Source organism: Candidatus Methanodesulfokora washburnensis, from assembly GCF_003947435.1.
GTDB lineage: Archaea > Korarchaeota > Korarchaeia > Korarchaeales > Korarchaeaceae > Methanodesulfokora > Methanodesulfokora washburnensis.
In genome coordinates, this window is sequence record NZ_RCOS01000100.1 from 11,385 (window position 1) to 29,124 (window position 17,740).

18 protein-coding genes and 1 pseudogene are annotated in these 17,740 nt (G+C 44.4%); 15 read left to right on the forward strand and 4 right to left on the reverse strand.

Translation table 11 applies throughout. The features are described from left to right. Nucleotides 1-25 precede the first annotated feature (25 nt). The 4 genes from D6D85_RS08400 (at nucleotide 26) to D6D85_RS08415 (ending at nucleotide 4,708) form a co-directional block, all read left to right on the forward strand. Nucleotides 26-949, forward strand: a complete 924-nt coding sequence (locus D6D85_RS08400) for an AsnC family transcriptional regulator (protein ID WP_125671612.1) — start codon at nucleotides 26-28, stop codon at nucleotides 947-949. Continuing rightward, nucleotides 946-2,049, forward strand: coding sequence for a radical SAM protein (locus D6D85_RS08405; protein WP_125671613.1), 1,104 nt, complete (start codon nucleotides 946-948; stop codon nucleotides 2,047-2,049). The genes D6D85_RS08400 and D6D85_RS08405 overlap by 4 nt, the downstream gene beginning before the upstream one ends. Before the next feature lie 173 nt (nucleotides 2,050-2,222). Continuing rightward, nucleotides 2,223-3,092: an MBL fold metallo-hydrolase gene (locus D6D85_RS08410; protein WP_125671614.1), complete on the forward strand. Its 870-nt coding sequence runs from the start codon at nucleotides 2,223-2,225 to the stop codon at nucleotides 3,090-3,092. Nucleotides 3,093-3,307: 215 nt separating this feature from the next. Next, nucleotides 3,308-4,708 (forward strand): B12-binding domain-containing radical SAM protein, encoded by a 1,401-nt coding sequence (locus D6D85_RS08415; RefSeq protein WP_125671615.1) that lies wholly within the window; start codon nucleotides 3,308-3,310, stop codon nucleotides 4,706-4,708. On the opposite strand, the gene D6D85_RS08420 is transcribed toward D6D85_RS08415, so the two are convergent. From D6D85_RS08420 to D6D85_RS08425, 3 genes are read right to left on the reverse strand one after another with little or no spacing between them, the layout of a single operon-like run. Next, a complete protein-coding gene (locus D6D85_RS08420; RefSeq protein ID WP_161969771.1) occupies nucleotides 4,698-5,990 on the reverse strand; it encodes an ArsB/NhaD family transporter in 1,293 nt (430 codons plus the stop codon). The two genes, D6D85_RS08415 and D6D85_RS08420, sit on opposite strands and share 11 nt — an antisense overlap. Then, a complete protein-coding gene (locus tag D6D85_RS16290) occupies nucleotides 5,990-7,123 on the reverse strand; it encodes an SLC13 family permease (RefSeq protein ID WP_161969772.1) in 1,134 nt (377 codons plus the stop codon). The genes D6D85_RS08420 and D6D85_RS16290 overlap by 1 nt, the downstream gene beginning before the upstream one ends. Then, a complete protein-coding gene (locus D6D85_RS08425) occupies nucleotides 7,113-8,321 on the reverse strand; it encodes a M20 family metallo-hydrolase (protein WP_125671617.1) in 1,209 nt (402 codons plus the stop codon). The genes D6D85_RS16290 and D6D85_RS08425 overlap by 11 nt, the downstream gene beginning before the upstream one ends. A gap of 250 nt (nucleotides 8,322-8,571) precedes the next feature. Here D6D85_RS08425 and D6D85_RS08430 point away from each other — a divergent pair, with 250 nt between their 5' ends. The 5 genes from D6D85_RS08430 to D6D85_RS08450 all read left to right on the forward strand — a co-directional run bounded on the left by D6D85_RS08430 (nucleotide 8,572) and on the right by D6D85_RS08450 (nucleotide 12,552). Beyond that, entirely contained in the window at nucleotides 8,572-8,826 is a 255-nt protein-coding gene (locus D6D85_RS08430) for an AbrB/MazE/SpoVT family DNA-binding domain-containing protein (protein WP_237558801.1), read from the forward strand. Then, complete coding sequence (locus D6D85_RS08435) at nucleotides 8,780-9,256, forward strand: PIN domain-containing protein (protein WP_161969773.1); 477 nt, start codon at nucleotides 8,780-8,782, stop codon at nucleotides 9,254-9,256. Before D6D85_RS08430 ends, D6D85_RS08435 begins: the two co-directional genes overlap by 47 nt. Nucleotides 9,257-9,332: 76 nt before the next feature. Then, nucleotides 9,333-9,770, forward strand: coding sequence for an ArsR/SmtB family transcription factor (locus D6D85_RS08440; RefSeq protein ID WP_125671619.1), 438 nt, complete (start codon nucleotides 9,333-9,335; stop codon nucleotides 9,768-9,770). A gap of 45 nt (nucleotides 9,771-9,815) precedes the next feature. Then, nucleotides 9,816-10,316, forward strand: coding sequence for an archaeal heat shock protein Hsp20 (gene hsp20, locus D6D85_RS08445; RefSeq protein ID WP_125671620.1), 501 nt, complete (start codon nucleotides 9,816-9,818; stop codon nucleotides 10,314-10,316). A 1-nt stretch (nucleotide 10,317) separates the two neighbouring features. After that, a complete protein-coding gene (locus D6D85_RS08450; protein WP_125671621.1) occupies nucleotides 10,318-12,552 on the forward strand; it encodes a CDC48 family AAA ATPase in 2,235 nt (744 codons plus the stop codon). Here the strand turns inward: D6D85_RS08450 and D6D85_RS08455 are convergent. After that, the gene (locus D6D85_RS08455; RefSeq protein ID WP_125671622.1) at nucleotides 12,544-13,545 is read right to left on the reverse strand and encodes a substrate-binding domain-containing protein; all 1,002 of its coding nucleotides are present in this window, start codon (nucleotides 13,543-13,545) and stop codon (nucleotides 12,544-12,546) included. The genes D6D85_RS08450 and D6D85_RS08455 overlap by 9 nt on opposite strands. Nucleotides 13,546-13,651: 106 nt before the next feature. Here D6D85_RS08455 and D6D85_RS08460 point away from each other — a divergent pair, with 106 nt between their 5' ends. From D6D85_RS08460 to D6D85_RS08480, 6 genes and pseudogenes are all read left to right on the forward strand, one after another. Further along, on the forward strand, nucleotides 13,652-14,521 hold the full coding sequence (locus D6D85_RS08460; protein WP_237558802.1) for a substrate-binding domain-containing protein: 870 nt from the start codon (nucleotides 13,652-13,654) through the stop codon (nucleotides 14,519-14,521). Nucleotides 14,522-14,537: 16 nt separating this feature from the next. After that, on the forward strand, nucleotides 14,538-15,173 hold the full coding sequence (locus D6D85_RS08465; protein WP_237558803.1) for an ABC transporter permease: 636 nt from the start codon (nucleotides 14,538-14,540) through the stop codon (nucleotides 15,171-15,173). Between the two features lie 80 nt (nucleotides 15,174-15,253). Next, a pseudogene (locus D6D85_RS08470) lies at nucleotides 15,254-15,769 on the forward strand (energy-coupling factor ABC transporter ATP-binding protein); the annotation flags it as partial. A 195-nt stretch (nucleotides 15,770-15,964) separates the two neighbouring features. Beyond that, nucleotides 15,965-16,105 (forward strand): hypothetical protein, encoded by a 141-nt coding sequence (locus D6D85_RS16295; RefSeq protein ID WP_161969774.1) that lies wholly within the window; start codon nucleotides 15,965-15,967, stop codon nucleotides 16,103-16,105. Between the two features lie 64 nt (nucleotides 16,106-16,169). Beyond that, nucleotides 16,170-17,519, forward strand: a complete 1,350-nt coding sequence (locus D6D85_RS08475) for a radical SAM/SPASM domain-containing protein (protein WP_161969775.1) — start codon at nucleotides 16,170-16,172, stop codon at nucleotides 17,517-17,519. 6 nt (nucleotides 17,520-17,525) lie between these two features. Then, nucleotides 17,526-17,740 (forward strand): ATP-binding cassette domain-containing protein (locus D6D85_RS08480; RefSeq protein WP_125671626.1); only part of this gene is annotated, 215 nt, incomplete at its 3' end.

A 17,740-nucleotide genomic window follows, 5' to 3' on the forward strand; every position in this document is an offset into this window, starting at 1 on the left:
TAAAGCCACCTCTCTATATAAGTTGATGGAGAGGCTTGACGTGGATCTTCTGATGGAGCTCCAGTACAGATATCCCCTAGTCCCAGAGCCGTATAAGGAGATTGCAGAAAGACTTAAGACAACAGAGGACGATGTTATCAGAAGAATAGCGAGACTTCAGGGGATAATAAAGAGAATAGGGGCATATGTCAGCTTCAGAGCCGTCGGAAAGGTTTCAGCTCTTGTTGCTGCAAGAGTTCATGACATAAACAGCATATCTGAGAGGCTTAAGCTGGATGAAGATGTGAGCCATTGTTATGAAAGGGATCACTATTTTAATTTATGGTATGTAATAAAATCGAGAAGTAAGGAGGAGCTTACCAGAAAAGTGGAGGAGCAGCTAATGGGTTGCGAGTACGTGGTTCTTCACTCAAAAAGGACATATAAGCTCTCTGTGAAGTTTGATCTAGTTGAGGGGATCTCAAGAAGTCCTCCAGAATTGCTTCCAGAGAAAGTACCAAAGCTGGAGGGCATGGAGAGGTTCCTGGCGATGATAAGGAGGTTCCCTTTATCCAGAAGGCCCTTCAGAGAGATCGGCTCAAGCTTGGGAATAAGCGAGGAGGATGTGATCAGGATGCTGGAGAAGCTTATATCAGTAGGAGCTGTCAGAGACGTTGGGGCTGCTCTTGATGGAGATTTGTTGGGCTTCTCTCACAATTGCATGCTTCTAATTCACTCCGATATGGCGGATGAAATCTGCAGAAGAATTGCTCTGGAGGTTCCAGAAGCAACACATGTTGTCCTCAGAGAAACACCAAGGGGATGGAGGTACAACTGCTATGCGATGGTTCACTCGAGAAGCAGGGAGAGGATAGATTATGTTGTATCCGAGATAGTTTCCCGCCTCTCTTTGGACGAATTCCTCCCTGTGATGAGCAGGAGAAATCTGAAGCCAGGGGTGATAAGGTGATACCTATATCCTTGATGGTGAGGGGGTTTGGATCCGTCTCCTTCAGGATAAAGGGGAAGGAAAAGAGCAAGTTCAGCAGCCGTGAAAGACCTGTGATAGCATGGAACATAACTGGAATGTGCAACGTGAGGTGCAAGCATTGCTATATCTCAGCTCCGATGAACAAGGAACTTGATAAAGAAACAGCTTTAAGGCTAATTGAGGAGATGGGGGAGATTAGAATACCCCTCGTTATCCTGACCGGGGGAGAGCCATTCCTCAGGAAGGATCTTCTGGAGATCGTGGAAAAACTGAGGGAGAAAGATGTAAAAGTTGCCATAAGCACAAATGGCACCCTTATAAATGAGGAGATCGCAGGCAAACTAGCGAATAAAGTTGAATATGTCGGGGTGAGCCTTGATAGCTCCAATGAAGACTGGCATGATGAGTTCAGAGGGGTTAAAGGAGCGTTCAGAGAGGCTTTAAAGGGAATAAGAAATCTGATATCTGCAGGAATACCCACAGGCCTGAGAATGACCCTGACGAGGCTCAATGTGGACAGCGTTCCCAGCTACATAGACCTTGCTCTCAGCTTGGGGGTGAGCAGGGTTGTGTTTTATCATCTCTCAGCAACTGGGAGGGCTAAAGAGCTGGCTGATTGGTATATGACAAAGGATCAATACTTTAGATTTATGGATTATATTATAGAGATAGCTAAGACTGTTGATATGGAAATAGAGACAACAATGGCCCCCTTCGATGGAATTTATGTCGCTTATAAAATTGCAAAGGACAAGCAGGAGTTCAGGAAGCTTCTCAACTTTGTGAGAAGCGATGGAATAGTATCTATATATCCGGATGGAGAGGTCCACCCGAACCAGTTCATGGATTTCATCTCCCTTGGAAATGTGAGAAAAGAGAAGCTGAGTGAGATACTGGGAAGGGGATTTCATGTGGAGCTGAACGGGCCGAAGTGCTCTAAATGCCCCTTTAAAAGCTGGTGCAATGGAGGAGATAGAGCCAGAGCTTTCTATTTCAGCGGAATAGATGGAGATGATCCCCAGTGTTTCCTTGATGTGGAGACAATTGGAAATCTCCTATATGACCGAGGGGAGGAATAAAAATGAGGCTTTGTATCCAGCTTCATCGCATTATTCACAAAGATTACCGCATAAAGGAACTGTCACGCAGGGAACTTCACTTTGCCATATGCTGATGTCTATCACGATAGCAGGAAAAGAGCATTAATAATTTTTACACTGATGTTTATATTTTCTCTTCTGAATTGCTCAGCATGGATCTTGTCAGAATAGGGGATAATCTGTACTACATCCCCGCTCCAACCAACATAGGAGTTATCGTGCTTGGAGAAGGGGCATTTATAGTGGATAGCGGGCTGGATGATGAGGCCGGAAGAAAGATACTGAGAGCCCTTGAAAGGAATGGTTTAAAGCTGATAGGCATAATAAACACCCATTCCCATGCAGATCACTGCGGAGGAAACAGCTATCTGAAGAGAAGGACAGGAGCAAGGATATATGCCCCAAGAGGGGAGATATGTTTCATAGAGAACACCCTTTTGGAGCCCTTTTTCCTCTTCTCAGCCAGCCCTCCTATGGAGATGAGAAACAGATTTCTGATGGCCGAGCCCTCTGAAGTAGATGGAAGAGCTGAGGAATTGGCTGATATAAAGGTAGTGAGCTTGAAGGGACACTCAATAGATCAGATAGGAATAATATTTGATGATGTTATATTCTGTGCAGATTCAGTTTTCTCAAGGAAAATAATAGAAAAACATGGAATCCCATATCACTCGGATGTGGATGAGGAGAGGAGGACATTGAATTCTCTGAAGGAGAGCAAATACAGGCTATATGTCCCCTCCCATGCTGAGCCCACTCCGGACATAGGGGAGCTAGTGGAGGACAACATGGAGGCAATTGAGGTTGTTGAGGAGAATCTGTTGGAGGTATTGAAGGAGAGCAAGAGAACGGATGATATAGTTTCTGGGGTTCTGAATAGGATGAAGATAGAGGTTAAGGACGTGGGACAGTATATGTTGCTCAGATCGGCATTAATGTCCTATTTGAGTTCTCTTAGGAACAGAGGAGTAATCAGGCCTGAACTGAGAGATGAAGCATTGATGTGGATTCTGGAGGGCTGAAAAGTTTGAAGAATGGAATAAGGGTGTTATTAATGTGGAATAAGAATTTCCTTTGTTGAGCGAAAATCTGCTGAAAGCTTTTTACAAAGCTTCCAAGTCTTCAGACTAGTGGGAAAACATAGCGATAACTATATGAAAATTAATAAAATAAATAACCAAATATTAATTTTGTATAGGAGAAAAGTTTATCGGCTATTGCTATGGTTATCTACTTGATGAAGGTAATGCTCATATCCCCTCCAGCTTCCTCCGCTGTGAAGGAAGTTCTTGGAACCACAGGTCCTCCCCTTGGCTTGGCCTATCTTGCCTCTATTGCTAGGCTGGAGGGACATGATGCGGTCATCGTCGATTCTCTTGCAGAGGGAATAGACCTTAGGGAACTTAAGCTCAGGATCAGATCCTTTTACCCAGATATGATCGGCATAACAGCCACGACATCCATGATACCTGATGCCTATGATGTAGCTCGAGTTGCTAAGGAGGTGAACCCTGATATAACTGTGCTGATAGGGGGTCCTCACGTCACATTCCTGCCAGAGGAAACACTTAATGAATGCAAATACATAGACATAGTAGTTAGAGGCGAGGGAGAGCTGATATTCAGGGAACTTCTGAGAAAAAGGGATCTGAGGGAGGTAAGGGGGATAACATACAGGGATGGGGAGATCATAAAGAGCAATCCAGCGATGCCCCTTGTCCCCAATTTGGATGAGATACCGATTCCAGCATATGACCTGCTCCCAATGCACCTTTACAGATTCGGAAACCTTAGGTTCGGCACTCTGATCACATCAAGAGGGTGTCCATTTGACTGCATATTCTGCTCGTCCTCACTTCAGTTCGGGAAGAAGTGGAGGGCTCACAGCAAGGAGAGGGTGATGGAGGAGCTCAGAATACTCCATTATGAATATGGAGTGGGAGAGGTGGAGTTTCTGGATGACACATTCACTCTCGATAGAAAAAGAGCAAAAGAGATATCCAGAGAGATCGTTAAAGAGGGCCTTGATATCTCGTGGACAGCTTCCTCCAGGGTAAATACATTCGATCTAGAGACAGGAAGGGAGATGAAGAGAGCTGGAGCTCACACAATATACTTTGGCATAGAATCGGGGAGCCAGAAGGTGCTAGACCTAATAGGGAAGGGGATAACGATAGAGCAGTCTATTTCAGCTGTTAAAAATGCAAAGAAAGCAAAGTTGAGAGCTCTGGGATCCTTCATAATAGGCTTCCCTGAGGAGACGGAGGAGGACATAAAGAAAACAATAGAGTTCTCAAAGAGAGTTGGAGTTGATCTTGCCCAGTTCACAATAGCGACTCCATATCCCGGGACAAGGCTCTGGAGCATAGCAAGTAAGATGGGCCTTCTCCTCACGAAAGACTGGAGAAAGTACACTACCCTAGATGTTGTCATGAAGAGCTTCTATCTGACGGAGAGGCAGATAAAGAGGATGCTTAACTGGGCTTATATATCATTCTACCTGAGGCCAAAGATGATCTTAATCGATCTGATAAGAAACAGGGGATTTATACTGAGGAGAGCAGTGCCGGCAGCTCTCAAGTTCTTCCTGAGGAAGGAGGGAGTCAAGGAGCTGAGGAAGGAAATATCTAAATTATAGCATATATTAAAAGGTATAAAGTTGCGGAAATGCCTGATGCCAGAAGGGGGAGGAGCATTATCTTTGTGTAATCCCTGAAGCTTATCCTTACCCCCCTCTCCTCAGCTATGGATAAAGCTGCTAGGTTGGCCACGTTAGATACAGGAAGAAGAAGTCCTCCAACAGCAGTTGCAGCTATTAGTCCCCACCAGTATGCCCACATTCTGCAATTCATGTCTGAGAGCATGGAGGAGAATATTATAGCAATTGGTATGTTGTCCATCGTTGCTGATGTCAGTGTGTTAAGCCAGAAGAAAACCGGGATGAAGTAGATGCTTCCCATAAAGGGAGCTATTGCGGATGCCATCAGCTCTATTATCCCAGTTTTCTCCACTGCACCGACTATCACATAGAATGTAGAAATGAATATCAGGAGATTCCAGTCAACCCTTCTGAGGACAGAGGACATTCTTCTGTATCCAAGGGAGAGGATAATGAAGGAGGAAATTAGAGCTATCTCGGATGGCTTTATGCCTAGAAAATCCGATAGAATCATGGCAGATATTGTTGCAATAAGTAAAAGCAGGGATAGATAGAAGAAGACATCCTTTTTCACTTCTTTCTCCTCTTCTGGCCTAATTTGTGCAGAGTAATTTTGTGGTAAAGAGCGTTTCAGCCCAAATATGGAGGATATGTATATTATTATAGCCAATGGTGCCATGTTCAGGAAGAATTCTATATAGCCCACTCCCGCGGCTTTCGCTACTATGATATTTGGTATATCGCCTGTCAGTGTGAGAAGACCGCCTCTGTCAGCAGCTATGACAATCGACATGAGAGAATAAACAGGGTTTGAGCCAAGGGATAGAGCTATTGGAGCCATCAGCATCACTGCGCTTACATTTGGTATAAATCCAGAGATTATAAAAGTGGCAATATTCACCAGAAGGAGAGAATGAGATCTCTTTTTCAGGATGCTTGCGATAAAGGATGCAATGCCCGATTCCTGAAGGGCTCCAGAGAGTATCATCATGCCGAACACAAGGCCTAGAACATCTAGATCTATGAAATCCTTTATGTCACTGCTGTTTATAATACCGAATGCCATCAGCATGACAACAGCTGAGAGAGTTATGACATTCTTGTCCCTGAACTCTATCGAAATCAGGACAAGGGATGCTACCAGTATAACTAGGGTCCTCATCTGCTCCTCTGAGAGAACGCCAGATCCCCTCAGATATCCGAGGTAATAGGAGAAGACGAGGCTTAAGACAATTACAATGCTCATCAGATGCCTGTTCATCATATCACCCTCGATAGCAAGCCCAGGAGAAAAGCAAAAGGCACTAGTAATATGCTGTTTCTGGCAAAATCCCTCCATTTGATTTCTACTCCGGAGGATCTCGCTATGGAGAGAGATTCCACTGTCACTATTGATCCTATTGGGCTTACTGCTGACCCAATGGATGCTCCAAGGAGCAGAGACCATGCAGATCCCTCGCTGACAGCTGATATTAGGAGAGCTAGAACTTGAAGATCGTCCATCAAGATGCTCAGAAGGAATGCCAGCAGGAAAACTGATATATTTTTATCAAAAGGTATTAGACTTATAACACTTTCAAGAAATGGAGGAACATCAGACCTGCTCAGGCCTATAGCCATGAGAATTGTCCCTCCTGAGTAGAGAAAGGAAGCCCAATCCACATCTGAAAGCACAGCTTCTGTCCTCTTTCCTCCCAGGACAAATGCAGAGAGGGCAAGTAGACCTGCTACCGTGGGAAGATCGAACCCAAGCAGGGAGAGTGTGATCACAAGAATTGACAGGAAAACTCCAATTGCCGCTAGACCTATGCTCTTAAGGGGTATGTGCACTGGAGAGCACCTATATCTTCTGAACAAGGGCAAAAGAAGGAGGATTAGCAGAAAGACAATCCATCCAACTCTCTCTATGAAGGATAAGAAGGGAAAGGCAAACCATGTGCCAAGAAGAAGGCTTGATGCACTTCCGCTCATCATGGAGGCTCCTGCCAAATTTGATACAATGAGCTCAGCTATTATAAGCTTTTTAGGATCAAAGTTACACTCTCTTGCCATACTTGCAGTTGCAGATACTATAAATATAACTGTATATTTGCAAATAGCTGAGAAAAGGGCTGTTATCAAAAGAACAGCCGGAGAGAAAAACTTGCTTTTGGAAAACCTTGCGAAAACAGAGGCGTAAAATCCCCCTTCCCTGAGAAGAGAGGCTATTGTCATCAGGCCAAATTGGGCTATCAGAACCCTGAGCAGTATGTTGCTGAAAAGATCTGATGGCTGCAGCAATCGAAAAACATATGCCATTGCCATTGCTCCCACTAATGAGAGAACTGTTCTATCCTCCGGAAACAGGGAGGAAAGAATGTATATCAGGAGCACGAAAATGAGCTCAAAGATCATCCAATACCACCGCTGCCATCACCTTTGCATCCTCAACCATGTTTTCCACAACACAGTACTCATCCGGCTGATGGGCTGTCTCCTCCGTTGTCATCCAAACAGCTGCTTGTAAACCCGCTCTCCTCAGATGAGCTGCACATGTCCCTCCTCCAACTCCCATTGGCTTGGCTTCTTTTCCCCTCAGCAGTTTCACCGCCTTCTGTATTCTTCTCACTATCTCTGAGTTGGGATCAGTGAATGAGGGTTCATTCATGCTGACCACATCCACCTTTATATCAGCCCCATATGCCTTATAGGCCTCTGCTACTGTCTTCACGACATCCAGCACCTCATTTATACTGTATTTGGGAAGAATTCTGCAATCAAAATACAGCACATCGATGCCCGGAACTGTGTTCACATTTTCCACATTTGCCTCCTTCTTAGTTGGCTCAAATGTGCTTCTCGGAGGATCAAACAGGGGATCTGTATCGGAAAATCTGGAGTGAAGGACATCATCTATGGCGATGGCAAGCCTCATCCCTATTCTGTGAGCATTTAGCCCCTTCTCAGGGGTGCTTGCATGAACTTGCTTCCCCCTCACAGTGATCTTAAGCCAGAGTATCCCCTTCTCAGCCACTTCTATCATAGTTCCATCGCTGTTTCCAGCATCAGGAACTATTATCAGGTCATCCTTCGAGAAAATCCCTCTTGATATTAGGTGCTCTATCCCGTACTTGCTCCCTGTCTCCTCATCGGAGACTATTGCCAAATTTAAACCGTAATTAGATCTTATCCCTAGGTCGGACAACACCTTAACAGCATAAAGGGATGATACTATTGCCTGTCCATCGTCCTCCGTTCCCCTTCCATATATCCTCCCATTTTTAAGAACTGGAGTAAATGGATCAGAGCTCCAGCCGCTTCCTGGTGGAACCACGTCCATGTGGCTCACTATCCATATGCTTCTATCGCTTCTTCCTTTGTATCTTATGACTATGTTGGGCCTTATGCCCGAAGGCACCCTCTCATCCCTTGCATCAACCCTTTCAACATCCAGACCCATATCCCTTGCCAGTTTTTCCAGAAACTCAGCCTTCCTTATCTCGCCATCTCCTCCATTCTCAGGCCCTATTCCTCCAAGAGGAATCATTTTCATCATAGTGGAGACCATCTCTTCCCTTAGCTCGTCTATCCTCTTGGATATCTTGTCTATCATAAGGGATTATGGTAACGGGAGATTAATAATTTTTACACCCCTGTTTATACTTCTCCAGAAGTTGACTTCCGCTGGAGCTTGCTCTAGCTAACATGGGGATCCAAAAGAGGTATCATGCTAGCATAATTACCTCTAATAGAAAGAAATAGTATACCGCTCTATTGAAATCAGAATTGCAAAAAGAATCTTCCAGTTTAATTTGCCAGAAACTTTATTAATCTCCGACAATACTGCTAGATCAGGTGATGCTGTGGGTCTGACCACTGTGACGAGAGTAGGTAAAAAACGCACCCTCGTCATACCAAAGAAAATTGCCGAGAAGCTGGGGATAAGAGAGGGAGATAGAGTCAGGATAACCCTGCTTGAGGATAAGATAGTGCTGGAGCCCGAGCGTGATGCAGTATGGCTATCCTTGCATGGGAAAAAGATCGCAAAGATATCTCTTGAGGAGCTGGAGAGTGAGAGCGTTGAGGAGCAGAGGAAATACATTGAAGGTGTTGATTGACACAAGCTTCCTTCTTCCCGCCCTAGGAATAGATGTGGAGGAAGAGGTAAAAGAAGCAATAAAATATTTTTATGATGTAGAAGTATATTATACAGAAGTTAGTGTTCTAGAGGCTATGTGGAAAGTGATGAAGATAATCCCTGCAGAAGAGCTTAAGATTGTTGAGAACGGAATAAATGCAATAAGAAACACATACACGCAGATAGTTCCGGATGGTTCTTCGTTCTATCAGGCATATTTGCTGTATCAGAAGGGCCACAGAGATTTCATAGATGATCTCCTTTATGCAGTATCAAAGCAGAAGGGAATTCTCTTTCTGACAATAGATGGAGAGTTTATAAACTTTCTTAAATCGAAAGAAGAGGATGTATCCAATGTTATAACACCAAGGAAGTTCGTCAGCATGCTTGAAAAAAAGCCGATAAACTAGCAGCCCAATATTTAATGTAACAAAATATATACTAGGTAACCAAAGGTTAAATATACTCTCCCGCTATAATCCTTGTATGGAGGGGCTTGACCTGCTGCTGGAACTGTTAAGCAACTCCACCAGGAGAAGAATGCTCAGACTTCTGGCTGAGAGACCTAGATACCTGCTTGAACTTTCAAGTGAGCTTGGAGTATCCAAACAGGCTGTTCTTAAGCACCTGAGGTACATGGAGAGCAGGGGTATCTTGGAGAAGATAGTGGACAGATCCACAATCCCTCCCAGAAAGTACTACAGGCTGAAGGAGGATGTACCTGACATATTCATCCTGATGGGAGACAGAGTGATAAGCGAGTGCATCCATGAAGAGGATGAGGTTCCTAGAATACAGGAGATAATGAGAAGGCTGGAGAAGGTGACAGAGCTTTCATCAGAAGATGAAATAGAGGAGATCATAAGGGAGCTGGTGGTCCTAGTGAGATACCTTGCTAGAAGCAGGAGGCCCCTCGAAAGATAAAATTTATATACTAGGTAACCCTAAGTTTACTAGGGGGTGATGTGAATGTGGTGGTGGGACAGGAGATGGAGAAGGTTCTTTGAGGACATAGAGAGGGAGATAGAGGAGATGGAGAGAATGTTCCAGAGGGAATTTGCTAGAGCCTTTGAGGGCAAACAACCTTATGTCTATGGCTTCAGCATAACAATAGGGCCTGATGGAAAGCCTGTGATAAGAAGGTTCGGAAACGTGGAGCCTCCTTGGATAGAGGAGAAGGAGGGATACAGGCAGCCATTTGTCGACGTATTCACGGATGAGAAGAGCAATGAGGTGAAGGTTGTTGCAGAGCTTCCTGGAGTGAGGAAGGAGGAGATAAACATAGAGGCGACAGAGAAAACAGTGCACATAGAGACAACTGGGGAGAGGAAGTACAGAACTGATGTGGATCTTCCAGTTGAAGTGGATCCATCATCCGCAAGAGCAAACTACAACAACGGGGTTCTTGAGATCTCTCTGAAGCCAAAGAAGGAGATAAAGCCTAGAGGACAGAGGATAAAGGTGGAGTGATATGAAGGACGAGAAAAAAGTTGCTACTGTCAGAGTTGCCGAGGCAATGCCGAGAGATGTGGGGAGAGGTATAGCTAGGCTTGACAAGAAGATAATGGACGAGCTGAAGATAAACCCAGGGGATGTCATAGAGCTGGAGGGATCAAGCAGGACAGTTGCAATAGCCTGGCCTGGATATCCAGAGGATTACGGAACTGGGATAGTGAGGATAGATGGTTTCATAAGGAGGAACGCTGGAGTCAGCTTGGATGATGCTGTAAACATAAGGAAGGTGAATGCCAAGAATGCTGACAGGATAATATTGGCTCCTACTGAGCCACTTAGGCTTATGGGAGCTGAGGACTACATAAAGGGAATGCTCCTTGGAAGAGCAGTGACGAGAGGGGATACAATACCGGTGAGCATAATGGGAAGAAGGCTAAACTTGGTTGTCGTGAACGTGTTTCCAGTGGCCGATGCAGTGATAATAAACCAAGACACAAACATATCTATAAGCGAGAGACCTGCAGCAGAGCTAAAAGCTATACCTAAGGTCACATATGAGGATATAGGAGGGCTTAAGGACGTAATACAGAAGATAAGGGAGATGGTGGAGCTCCCGATGAGACATCCTGAGATATTCAGAAGGCTTGGAATAGAGCCTCCAAAGGGAGTCCTCCTTTACGGACCTCCTGGAACTGGGAAGACATTGCTGGCAAAAGCAGTTGCAAATGAGAGCGGTGCAAACTTCATAAGCATAAGCGGTCCTGAGATAATGAGCAAGTTCTACGGGGAGAGCGAGAAGAGGCTCAGAGAGATATTTGAGGAGGCTGAGAGAGATGCACCCAGCATAATATTCATAGATGAGATAGACGCAATAGCTCCGAAGAGGGAGGAGGTGACGGGAGAGGTTGAGAGAAGAGTGGTCAGCCAGCTTCTCACTCTCATGGATGGACTTAAGGGAAGGGGAAGAGTTGTCGTCATAGGTGCTACAAACAGGCCGAATGCAATAGATCCAGCATTAAGAAGACCGGGAAGATTTGACAGGGAGATAGAGTTCCCAGTTCCTGATAGAGATGCCAGAAGAGAGATACTGGAGATACACACAAGGGGAGTTCCTCTGGACGATGATGTCGATCTTGACAAGCTTGCTGATATCACTCATGGATTTGTAGGCGCAGATCTGGCTGCTCTTGTGAGAGAAGCTGCTATGAGGGCTGTCAGGAGGATAATGCCGAAGATAAAATGGGAGGAGGAGACAATACCTGCGGAGATCCTCAACGAGCTAAAGGTAACCATGAACGACTTCAATGAGGCATTAAAGGAGATACAGCCATCCGCTCTAAGAGAAGTAATAGTTCAGGTTCCGAATGTGAAGTGGAGCGATATAGGAGGGCTTAAGGACGTGAAGGAGGAGCTCATAATGGCGATAGAGTGGCCTCTTAAGTATCCAGAAATATTCCAAGCAAGTGGAACAAAGCAGCCCAAGGGCATCCTCCTTTACGGACCTCCTGGAACTGGGAAGACATTGCTGGCAAAAGCAGTTGCAAATGAGAGCGGTGCAAACTTCATAAGCGTTAAAGGACCTGAGATAATGAGCAAGTGGGTTGGAGAGAGCGAGAAAGCGATAAGGGAGATATTCAGAAAGGCCAGACAGACAGCACCTTGCGTGATATTCTTCGATGAGATAGACTCAATAGCCCCGCAGAGGGGATCTGGAATAGGGGATTCCAGAGTGACAGAGAGGATAATAAGCCAGCTTCTCACCGAGCTAGATGGACTTGAGGAGCTCAGAAAAGTTGTCGTCATAGGTGCTACAAACAGGCCTGATTTACTGGATCCAGCCCTTCTCAGGCCAGGAAGGTTTGATAGACTCATATATGTTCCTCCACCTGATGAAGAGGCCAGACTTGAGATATTCAAGATACATACAAAGAACAGACCACTTGCACAGGATGTAGACCTGAGAAAGCTAGCAAAGATGACGGAAAATTTCACTGGAGCTGATATAGAAGCTCTTGTGAATGCAGCCAGCATGATGGCACTTAAGGAGTTCGTGGAGAAGTATAAAGATCCGAATGAGGCAAAGGCCCATGTAAAGGAGCTTAAGATAGAGATGAGACACTTCCTAGATGCAATGCAAAAGGTTAAGCCCCTTCCGAAGGAGGTACTTGACCACTACAAGGAGCTTGCTGAAATGTTTGCAAAGGGAGTTGAGGTTAAAAGACCGACATTGCCTCCAATGTACTCATACTAGTTCCCTCCCGATATCCTCCGGTACCTTATACCCTTTTATCTTTTTTATCGCATTGGAGAACTTCTCAGATCTAAGTATATCGATAAAAGATAAAACAGCCGGCTTCTTCATGGAGTCCTTCTTTACTACAAAATCATAGTTTTCTTCTGCTATTTTTATGAATTTGAGTCCATAGAGATCCGCAAAATATCTGACAGCGAGGCCAAAGTCCGCTTTTCCCGATGAGATTGCCTTCACAACCTCAAGATGGCTTCTCACCTCCATCTCATATCCCTTAAGCTTGCTGGGATCCCCGACTATCTTCCTTAGGAAGTCGTCTAGAAGAAGCCTAGTCCCAGATCCCAAGTTTCTGTTTATCATTCTAGCATTTCCCTTTATTATCCCCTCTTTGAGCGAGTCTATATTGGAGAAATCCCTAGAGACAAACCCCACCTCCCTTATGTATCCCCTGTAAACTTTCACCCTGTTTTCAAGCCAGTATCTGCTGAGATGATCCTCTATCCTTCCTCTGAGGTGTATGCCGGCTATATCAGCTTCATCCAGCATGAGGAGAGCAAGGCCACCTGAGGAGCCAACAAACCTCACATCCACGTTGTATTTTCTTCTCAGCATAGATGCTATTATCTCAACTCCCATGCAATGGCTAGAAGCTATTCTTGCATCGTATCCACTTCTTCTCTCAAAGCTCCACCCCCTTGCCTTCTTCAACTCCTCCTTGTACATGCTCAGGAGCATCCTCCCGAAATCAGTAAGCACGAGGGATTTCCCCTTTCTTTCCACAATTCTCCTTCCTGCTGCCTCCTCCAGCTCAGATATCCTTTTCAATAGCCTGAAATAGGATGATCCCATTGTTTTTGCTGCTTTGTGAAGGGATCCCTTTAGATCCATGAGATCCAGGGCTTTTGCGAGCTCCTCATCCAGCTTCTTCCCATTTATCACAAGACTTACCTCTATCTCAGGTCTTATCTCCACATTGGAAGTAGAAACTTCCAATTAATATTTTTTGTTGAGATTCTGAGAGCTTCTGACAAATCAATGTCCCTATAAATATTATGGAAAACTTTTTATAAAATATCCTGTATATCAAGCGGTGACCTTCATGGAGAAGAAGCTGTTGATCGGTCTTGCCCTGCTTTTAGCTTGTATTGCCTTTTTCTACATCATAAGCACACAGAAAAGATCCCTTATAGTCACCACAACAACATCCCTATATGCAACAGGTCTTCTAGATGAGCTTAAGGAGAGATTCGAGTCGGAGAATCCCAGTGTGATGGTGAAGTTCATAGCAACAGGTACAGGAGAGGCTTTGAAGAGGGCTTCTCAAGGAGGAGTTGACCTAGTGCTGGTTCATGCTCCATCGCTTGAGAAGCAATACATGGAAAAAGGAGTTATAGAGAGAAATGGCAGCATATTTGCCTACAACTACTTCATATTAGTCGGCCCTCCGGATGATCCTGCAGAAGCATCTGGAAAGAGCGTGATAGATGCATTTAAGAGCATATATTCAGCAGGAGAGAGGGGGAGAGCTTTGTTTATATCGAGAGGGGATAACTCAGGGACGAATGTGAGGGAGATGCAGATATGGAATATGGCAGGCCTGAGCCCGAAGAACAGGAGCTGGTACATTGAATCAGGAAGCGATATGGTCACAACTCTGTCTATAGCTAATGAAAAACAGGCCTATACATTAGTGGATGTGGGAACATGGCTTTTCATGAAGGATAAACTCAAGCTTAAGGCCATTGTTGACAGAGGAGATGAACTTATAAATATATATAGTGTTTACATAGTTCCATCGGGAAACACAAGGGATGCCTCTGCTTTCAAGCAGTTTTTACTATCGAGAGAGGGACAGGAGATAATAAACAACTTCAGGGGAGGAGGCCTATTCTTCTCAGCCATATGGCCCAATGACAGAACAAGCTGGCTCAGAAGCGTGTGGGAGAAGTGGAGTAAGATAAAAGGATAAAGAGGTGCCTCGATTGGTGACACCTCTGGAGATAGCCGAGATCTCCCTGAGGTCGATAGCAATATCTGGAACAGCATCCGCAATAGCTGCAATGATAAGCCTTCCTCTTTCCTTCTTTCTATGTTTGAAGGATTTTAGAGGGAAAAACTTGGTTCTGGAAATTTTAAACTCGATGATAAGCCTTCCGACTGTAGTGATAGGGCTTATTCTGTATTACCTGCTGACAAGAACAGGTCCTCTAGGCTTTCTTGGCCTAATGTACACACCAATGGCTATGGTGATAGGACAGGCAATTCTTATAACTCCGCTAATGACTATATTCATGGAGAGAGCTCTGGATTCAAGAAAGGAGGTTGTAGAGGTGGCAATTTCACTTGGAGCATCCGATTCCCAAGCTGCTCAGAGGCTCTTCCTTGACTCACTACCCGGCATAGTTTCCTCAGTTCTAGTAGGGTTCAACAGGGCAGTAGGCGAGCTTGGAGTGGCCTTGATGCTCGGAGGAAATATAAAGGGGTTCACTAGGGTTATGACAACAGTGATAGCGCTTGAGGTGAGCAAGGGGGAGTTCGAGCTTGCGATATCCCTTGGGATCATACTTGTCTGCATAAGCCTCCTTCTCACATCGATTGTCAGCAGGATGGCGAGAGCATGATAGAGGTGATAAACGTCACGTACAGGTATAGAGAGGGAGGAGGTATAAGCGAGATAAACCTGAGGATAGGGGAGGAGATAGTGTCGATAGAGGGCCCGAATGGGGCCGGAAAGACCACCCTTTTGAAGGTTATAGCTGGTCTTCTCAGGCCTCAGCACGGGGAGGTTCTAGTAGATGGTTCGAGGGATCCCAGAAAAAGTGTTGTGTATGTGCATCAGAGGTCCGTTATGTTCAGGACAACTGTCATGGAGAACATAATGTGGGCCCTGAAAGCAAGGAAAATCGAGTATGCAGAAGAAAGGGCTGTTGAGGCGATGGAGCTCATGGGAATATATGAGCTGAGAGACAGGCCTGCCTGGAGGCTTTCAGCTGGTGAGATGCAGAAGGTATCAATAGCTAGGGCCTTAGCCCTGAGGCCAAAATATCTTCTCTTGGACGAGCCAACAGGAAACCTTGACTCGAGCTCTGTGGAATCCCTGATAAACATTATAAGAGGGAGAAGATATGTCGTTGTGGCAACGCATGACAGGGATTTCTCCGAGCAGGTTGCAAACAGGATAGTAAAAATGAGGTATGGCAGGATAGTGGGACAGTGAGATTTCACGGAGTTTTAAAAAGTAGTTAAATCCCGATGGATCTTCTTGACTTAAGGAGAATTCCTCGAAAATCTGCTGTAACAATTGCATATTGCTCCAAAAAAAGCAGCATAAATATTTCTCAGAATTAATCTTTCTGATGGGGAATTTAATGTTTATATTTAAGTTGTATATTACCATATGAAGGTGATCTGAATGGAGGGTGAGACTTACATCAGAAGTCTTATTAAAGAACTTGTCCGCACAAGAACAACCCGAGTTACTAGATCACCGTTAGTTATAATAAATTGTCCAAGACGCCAGTGCAATTCCTCTGCTTGGGCTTTGGTGAAGTGATAAGAATAGCATAAACTATTATTTCTTTTTTTTGGTGATAAAAATGAAAAGTCAAGCAGAACAGATGGTTGAGGAAGTCAGGGATATGTTATTAAGAAGAGATCTTCTTTACAGAGAAGAGGAAAATGGTGCAATAGTTATTACAAGAGGAAAAAGAAAGAGCTCTGGAGTGGATTACTATATAAATAAGGGGGCTCTGAGCCTAATAAAATTAATTGAGCTCGGGTTAAGCTATAATGATATTATTAAATATATTTCACTTGAGGGTATTTCGATTGAGGAAGGCGAGGAAATTATTAAAAGTCATCTTGAGCCTCTCGTAGTAGATCTCAAGGAAATAGCACATAAGATGGAGTATAGACACCCAGAAGAAATTAAATTTCCTGTAATGGTTGCATGGGAAATTACACAGCTTTGCAACCTGAGTTGTATCTATTGCTTTAGTGAAAGTGGCCCAGTATCGCCCCAAGGATACCGCGAGCTTAGCACAGAAGAAATATTTAGCGTTGTAGATAAAATTAAGGGCAAAGTCCTAATTTTATGGATAGGAGGCGGTGAACCAACCTTGCGCCGTGATCTGATAGATATACTAGAATATATGAGAAAGAATGATTTCTATTTAATGCTATCTACTAATGGTGTTATATTAAAAGATAATAGTGATCTTATCAAAAAGATAGCCGATACCGTAGACGAAATTCATATACCGTTAGATGGAAGCACGCCTGAGATTCATAACAAATTAAGAGGCGAATTTGATAAAGTTGTAGACGTGATAAGGAAATTTGTGAAAGAAGGAGCAAATGTCTCAACAGGAGCAGTAATAACTAAGCTCAACCTGCACGACGTCGACAGCATGATAGAGTTAGCCTTGAGACTTGGTGTTAGTGCTTGGGTATGGGGTCCTCTTTTTCCGGCAGGTAGAGGAGCATTTATAAAAGATTTGATGATAAGCCCAAAGGAGTTAGTTGAGTTGCATTCCAAGCTTATTAAAAAGTCAAGCGAACTCAAGGATCAATTACTTATACTTTCTTATACTCCAGGAGTTACACCGCTTAGAATGTCGAAACCAACGACTAAATGTTCTGCGGTCAATTACTTTATTGCTCTCATGCCCAATGGCGATGTATATCCTTGCTCCTACCTTAGATGGAAGGAATACAGGTTAGGAAATTTATTAAAGGAAGATTTAGAGGATATCTTAGAGAGACCTTTGGCAAGGATCTTTAAGGAGGAACATGAACCAGAAGGAGAGTGTAAAAACTGTCCTTTATTCCTGAATGGATATTGTAATACAGGTTGCAAAGGAATTAAAGTCTCATCAGGTCTCAGCTTATTTGATAGATCCCCTCTCTGTAGCAGAGATATACCCGGATCACCTCTCAACAACCTTTATATGGAACTGAGAGGCTGAGGCTTGATGCTAGAGCTTGTCAAGCTGAGGAAGGAGTTTAATGAAGTTAAAGCACTGAACGGAATAGACTTTAGATACGATAGAAGGGGAATCCTGACGATGATAGGACAGAATGGCGCCGGAAAGACGACCCTTCTGAGGATACTATCGTGCCAGCTCCTTCCAACCGATGGGAGAGCATACCTCCTTGGGATGGATGTGGTCAAAGATTACGAGAAGCT